The sequence below is a fragment of the Bacillus sp. EB600 genome, from assembly GCF_024494385.1.
Lineage (GTDB): Bacteria > Bacillota > Bacilli > Bacillales > Cytobacillaceae > JAEVLT01.
In genome coordinates this window covers 1-6,195 of record NZ_JAEVLT010000077.1, presented here as the reverse complement: position 1 = coordinate 6,195, position 6,195 = coordinate 1, and the positions used below count along the sequence as shown (strand labels likewise).

The 6,195-nt window shown below is 34.3% G+C and carries 6 protein-coding genes; 3 read left to right on the top strand and 3 right to left on the bottom strand.

From position 1 onward, the window contains the following. Nucleotides 1–248 precede the first annotated feature (248 nt). On the bottom strand, nt 249–1,289 hold the full coding sequence (locus tag JN080_RS28070; RefSeq protein ID WP_256239238.1) for a DUF3231 family protein: 1,041 nt from the start codon (nt 1,287–1,289) through the stop codon (nt 249–251). Nucleotides 1,290–1,443: 154 nt separating this feature from the next. After that, nucleotides 1,444–1,917 (bottom strand): GNAT family N-acetyltransferase, encoded by a 474-nt coding sequence (locus JN080_RS28065; RefSeq protein ID WP_256239239.1) that lies wholly within the window; start codon nt 1,915–1,917, stop codon nt 1,444–1,446. Between the two features lie 381 nt (nt 1,918–2,298). Here JN080_RS28065 and JN080_RS28060 point away from each other — a divergent pair, with 381 nt between their 5' ends. Beyond that, nucleotides 2,299–2,811: a DUF3231 family protein gene (locus JN080_RS28060; RefSeq protein ID WP_256239237.1), complete on the top strand. Its 513-nt coding sequence runs from the start codon at nt 2,299–2,301 to the stop codon at nt 2,809–2,811. Between the two features lie 861 nt (nt 2,812–3,672). On the opposite strand, the gene JN080_RS28055 is transcribed toward JN080_RS28060, so the two are convergent. Next, nucleotides 3,673–4,170 (bottom strand): DinB family protein, encoded by a 498-nt coding sequence (locus JN080_RS28055; RefSeq protein ID WP_256239236.1) that lies wholly within the window; start codon nt 4,168–4,170, stop codon nt 3,673–3,675. A gap of 317 nt (nt 4,171–4,487) precedes the next feature. Between JN080_RS28055 and JN080_RS28050 the strand changes: the two genes are divergently transcribed. Continuing rightward, nucleotides 4,488–4,682, top strand: a complete 195-nt coding sequence (locus tag JN080_RS28050) for a hypothetical protein (RefSeq protein WP_256239235.1) — start codon at nt 4,488–4,490, stop codon at nt 4,680–4,682. Nucleotides 4,683–4,993: 311 nt separating this feature from the next. Next, entirely contained in the window at nt 4,994–6,118 is a 1,125-nt protein-coding gene (locus tag JN080_RS28045) for a GerAB/ArcD/ProY family transporter (RefSeq protein ID WP_256239234.1), read from the top strand. Nucleotides 6,119–6,195 lie beyond the last annotated feature (77 nt).

Below are 6,195 nucleotides of genomic sequence, written 5' to 3'. Positions count from 1 at the left end.
TATATTAACATTTTTCACAAGTAATTTGCAAGATGACATAAAAGCGACCATTTTTGCCACTCATGAATTTACACATCTGGTTTTGCATTCTTTTGTTGTTCCTATTCAAGTAAAACACCCGTTACATTAAGTTACAATTTTTCACAATCTGTTTTGTTAAGGAAATCCAAAAAGGCGATGCCTTGTTTAAGCATCATCCTACATTAGAATAAATAACTAAGCCATAAAACAGACGAATTGGCTGATAATTAAACTCTATCAAGTGCTTTTGGCGGTGATTCCAACCACCCTTTTTCAATCATGATATTTGTAGCGTCATCGACAAATAAAGAAGTGTTTATGAGAGTTCTTCCGTACAAAAACCCTATATCTCTTCTTCCGTTTACCGCTAATGAGTTTCCAAACGCCCTTATCTTCATGGAGAACATGTCCACTTTATGAAATAACATTATTTTGTCGGAAAAAGGGGGATATGTAGATGTTGTAACTAAATGGTCGATGAATGACGGTGTTTGCAATTGTTCAGTGTGAAGTTTTTCCATATACTGCTTAATTGACTTATCAGTTATGTTTAATCCACGTTTAAATAACGCCTTTATCTTTTCATCTCTAACTGTCTGATAAAATCCCAATAATAATGCTTTACTTGTTACGTTATTCTCAATGTTATCATAAAGATGAATAATCTCTAATGCATGTAATGGTCGGACATCTCCAACAAAACCATTTAGGTAACTTTGTTTTTGAATAAAATCAACTGTTTCTGGTGTTGGAATAATAGGAGGTTTTGCGATATACTTTTTTTCCGCTAATACATTATTAATTTGCCCTAAAAGGATAGCTACACAATTATTAAGATAAATAAAAAATTCTCTTATATCCTCCCTCATTTGTAATGGAACTGCTACTGCGTAAAGGCTAATACCTGCCTTTGCAGCATATTTTAAATAATGAACGTAAAATTCATCTTCAAATAAACGTGGGGCACCAAGATTTACATCCTCTTCAGTAAATCCCACTGGTATAGGGAAATTATCTTTTTTTAAAAATCCTTCTATTCTCTTCATAAAATCCTTTGATAAGGCTAAACCATTTTCCAATAGTTTCTTTATATAATCATCATCGCAATGTTGTAGAAAATAAGTTAAGATTTGACTAGACATACTGTTTCCCACATAAGTCGCCCAAAGCTTACCCATTTCAACGGATGTTAAAGGTTGGTTCTCGTCTAATTCTTTTGAACTTAAATCGATTGGTTTTAAAACATCCATTGGATTTAAAGAATCCATCATTAATCTCCTTTACCCATGTTTTTGTTTAGGATTACCATTAGAATATAATTTAATTCCAACTAATCTGCCTCTTTAGCTCAAAAAGAAAAAAGCTGCCGCAATGACAGCTCCGTATCTTGAACTCTTGCACCCTTTAGTTTAAAAACTTTATTTAAACTCCGATCTTCTTACTTCTTCTTTCCAACAAAATGGTATCACGCCACATACCATCCATTTGACCAATTCGTTCCCGCCTTCCAACTTCTCGAAATCCATACTTTTTATGTAGTTTTAAACTAGGAACATTTTCAGGGAATATTCCCGATTGCAGCGTCCAGTAACCGTTCTGTTCACTGGATTCTATTAAAGCTTTTAAAAGCTTACTTCCGATTCCTTTTCCTTTACTGCTTTGACTAACATAAATACTTACTTCGGCAACACCAGCATATACACTTCGACTTGAGACAGGGCTTAACGCAGCCCATCCTAAAATTTTATCTTCTAATCGGGCAACAATACGGCACTCCAATTTATGACTCTTATCCCATTCTTTCCAAGGAGGAGCCTCTTTCTGAAAGGTTGCATTTCCAGTAGCAATACCTTCTGAATAGATTTCCCGTACCTGCTTCCAATCTTCAACTAGCATTTTATCAATTAGTATTGAGTTTTCCAAAAGAACACCAACTTTATCTTTTTTGTAATGTCCTATTATAAAAACTTAATTCCTTTTTCTTCAAGTAAACTGACCGTTTGTTTAATAAGAAAAGGAGGTGCCGCAGCTACCTCCGTTGTTAAACTCAAGCCCCTTTAGAGTTCAATAAGAAACTCTCAGTATGTTGACAATCTTGATTTTCATTATAAGCCCTCTTCTCTTGAAGTACGTATTTTTTCGTATTGTTCACAAATAAATTTACTTTTAAATACATGATGAATAATGTTTATTGTATTAATTAATAATATTGGTTGTGTTCTAATTTCCTTCAAAGGAGTAATTATGAATGTACAAAACACGATAAGGAGTGTAGTCATGGGAATATTAAGTGGTAATCCTAAGGATGAACCAATGCATTACGGTGAGGTTTTTGGAACATGGACTCACCTTTTGACAAACAAGGGTTTAATCACTGGTTATCAGTCTTTTCTTAATCATACTGGTGATCAAGACTTGAAAAAACTAATTGAAGAAGCTATAGATGGTTTAAAAAATGAAAATCAACAACTTATTGAACTGCTTAAAACAAATGGTGTTGGACTGCCACCAACACCACCTGAGCGTCCATACGCAAATTTAGAGAACATACCTGTAGGAGCAAGATTTACTGATCCAGAGATTAGTGCATCTGTTTCCAAGGACGTTTCTACTGGATTAGTAACATGTAGCCAAATAATGGGTCAATCCATCCGAGAAGATATTGCTATGATGTACGGACAATTCCATTTAGCTAAGGCACAATTTGGTTTAAAAATGTTAAGGTTAAATAAGGAAAAAGGATGGTTAATTCCTCCACCTCTACATATTAATAGAGCTGAAAATTGTTAATAAACCTGAGAACACCTAATTAGGTGTTCTTAAGATTTACACACAACATATTTAAAAAGGAACCTTTTCTTATTAAATTAACCTGAACTTTAGTTTAAGTGCAAAACTTTACAAAATCACTCATCATTAATGTATTTGTTATGTGGGATTTTCTCCAAAAATATGGCCATTTTGTTAAAGAAAACTAAACTTAACCAACTACTCTTCACAAAGCGACCTTCAGATACATATAAATTAATTTTTATTCCCATTGATAATAACCTTTACTCACGATGAGTAAAGGTTACTTTTTGACGAGTTCCTTCCATTAATTTTTGAGAAAGTGGAACCGTATATCGGACTTTTTGAAAATCCTGTCGATTGGATTTGGCGCTTGGAATGGAAGTATACCCTTTCCAAGATGGATGAATTCAAAGACGGATTAGACGGCGAAGAAGAGGAAGAACTCCCTTACGATCTCACTGGTCAATGATTCAACTCGGAAGATTCACTTTGAATATGTGGAATGGATATGAACACTTTAACCTGAGAAATTGCATAGCCAGCTTAGACAGCGACAATTACAATGTCCTCAAGTGTGCTATAGATATGCGAATGGGTATGTTCAAATACGGTAGCGTCAGGATCGCATATTTACATCGTTAAGGAAATTACAATATTAAAAAAGTCCAATTTCTCAGCATTAAAATTGAGAAATTGGACTTTTATCGTTACTCCTGAAAAGCGCCCGATTCTTGAATATCATTTTTTGTTATAATGAATATAAAAACGGATTCAGTGTGCAAACTGAGTTAAGAAATGAAATAAATTCTGATAGTACAAAAAACCGGCAGGCGCCGGCTTTTTTGCATCATGGCGATATCAGCTCTTTTGAGTATTCATTGCTTCCCATTCTTCTTTGCTAGGACCATATACGCCAGGAACTTTCAAGTCAGCTTGTCTCATAAGGACAGTCAATTGTCCGCGATGATGAGCCTGATGTTGAATTAGCAGACGGAAAACAGCTTGCACTGGCATGTCCATTCCAAATAAATTCACCATTTTGTTCATTTTTTCATCTGAAACCTGTTCAGAAAATGCTTTTGTTAACCGCTGACTTACTGTTTTGTAGGTCTCGCTGATTTCAGCAGCTGATTTCGGTGCCTCTTTTTGAAGATCGGGAATCTCAAATTTTAATCCAACCTGTGAAGGAAAGTAGAAAGCTGCTCCAGTAATGTGCCAAACCAGGCTTCCAATGCTGTATAATCCTGGAGAAACTTCCTGATTCAACGATTCATCCGTCAGCACATCCAGCACTTTTTGGGTAACAGCTGCTTCTTGTTTCCATTCGTTTAAGAAATCATTTACTGATGTAAACATTCCATTCCCTCCTCAAATTAACAAATCCTTCATTTTTTAACAAGCCTTTCAAATTCATTGTATCATGTTCAGCTAACTATCCGCTTCTCTCAAAGGCTTATTAATCGAAGGATATTTTGCTATTCTACAATCTGGCCCTTAACATAAAGAAAGAGCACAATTCCTGCTGCAGAATTGCGCCCGATTATGGAAGATCGTACGAAAGCACCCGTTAAGTAACAGCTAATGATAAATTATAATATTTACCATTGAATTTTAGTGAATGTTTGTTTATCTTTAAAAGGATTTATAATTTATATATGTACAGGTGAGTAGTGATGAAACTTACGAATAAAGAACTAGCAGAAATGTACATTAAATACAAACAGCAACTAAAATATTTTAAAAAAAGACAATTATTTTATGATCTCAATAAATATATTGAAAGCAAGAAGTGCATATCCATAATAAAAATGGAAATGAAAAAACGTGGGTTAAAGAAAAAAGAAGCAAAAAAACTAAGTAACTATTAGAATTTAAATAGTATCATTTCCTAATACTGGTTTTAGCCCATTTCATTTTTTTATACTGCACCAAATTTTCCATATAAAAAAGCCGATTTCAGAGTCAAAGAAATCGACTTTTTTTTATTCCTTCTTCATCAATCGCGCCCGATTATTGAATAAGAAAAGCATCACCCTATAGAATACGTGCTACTTATACACAAAAAAACGATTGAAGCTCCTTTTTATACTGCTGAACCTTCTCCATCATTTCTAAGTGTAGTCATAAATATAGGAATTTATTGGGATACTGAGTATATCCGGAATTATTGGAGGAAATTATGCTCGAAAAAGGAAAAATTAACGCCGGTGAATTTCTCATATTAGTAACTGTCTTTACAATCGGAAGTGCGATACTTGTTGCTCCCGCTCCAGTTGCAAAAGCAGCTAAACAGGATGCTTGGATTACGGCTATCTTGACAACTTTAATTTCTTTATTTTTTATTTTCATTTTTAACAAGGTATCTGCCCTTTATCCATCCATGACGTATGTTGATGGGAATGAAAAGATATATGGAAAATGGGTGGGCAAAATCGCATCCATTCTCTACCTTTTCTATGTTTTTTTTATTACCTGCGGACAAGTTCGGGATATCGGGGATTTTTTTACTACGGAAATATTGGTTGAAACACCCTTGCAAATGATTATGATTATATTTGTGCTTACATGCTTAATTGGTGTGCGGTTAGGATTAGAAGTGATCTGTCGCTCGGTAGTAATATTTTTTCCATGGATTGTCATGCTGCTTTTTATATTATTCTTGTTTCTGATCCCTCAAATAAAGATGGAAAATATTCAGCCTATTTTCGGAGAAGGTCTGAAACCCATTTTAAAGGGTTCATACGTAAATTGGGGAAACCCTCTACAGCTTGGCATTTTATTCATGGTCATGCCGTATGTTACGAACAAAACAGAAATGAAAAAATCCTTTTATAAAGGATTCTTAATTGGAGCCGTCGTTATCACGATTTTGATTACCTTGAGCATTTTAGTTTTAGGTGCCAATTTGACTGCAAGACAATCCTATCCGTCGTATATGTTAGGGAAAAAAATCGCTATTGGAACTTTTATCCAAAGGGTAGAAGTCATAGTTGCCATTATTTGGATGCTGACACTGTATTTTAAGACAACAATTTGTTATTATGCACTTTCACTTGGACTAGCTCAGGTGTTAGGTTTAAAAAGCTACAAAATTCTCACCTTTCCATTGGCATTTTTAATTATTCCCTTTTCAATCTTTATGAGTCCCAATATCATAATCATCCATCAGTTTATTTTGACAGCATTAACACCGTACTCCTTAACAATCTGTGTCTTTCTTCCACTGCTATTGTTAGTGATTGGAAAAGTAAAAAAACACCTTGCTTCTAAAGCGACTAAAAAGCCAGTTAATAGAATAAATTAGATCTACGATTTACTTTCAAATAGATCATTCTCTTATTCAAGAAAATGGCCCGTTCGTATTATAAGGTCAGCCAGATA

Coding starts and splice junctions, on each gene's coding strand:
- JN080_RS28065 (WP_256239239.1), bottom strand. CDS start 1,917: ATGCTAGTTGAAGATTGGAAGCAGGTACGGGAAATCTATTCAGAAGGT.
- JN080_RS28055 (WP_256239236.1), bottom strand. CDS start 4,170: ATGTTTACATCAGTAAATGATTTCTTAAACGAATGGAAACAAGAAGCA.
- JN080_RS28060 (WP_256239237.1), top strand. CDS start 2,299: ATGGGAATATTAAGTGGTAATCCTAAGGATGAACCAATGCATTACGGT.
- JN080_RS28070 (WP_256239238.1), bottom strand. CDS start 1,289: ATGGATTCTTTAAATCCAATGGATGTTTTAAAACCAATCGATTTAAGT.
- JN080_RS28050 (WP_256239235.1), top strand. CDS start 4,488: ATGAAACTTACGAATAAAGAACTAGCAGAAATGTACATTAAATACAAA.
- JN080_RS28045 (WP_256239234.1), top strand. CDS start 4,994: ATGCTCGAAAAAGGAAAAATTAACGCCGGTGAATTTCTCATATTAGTA.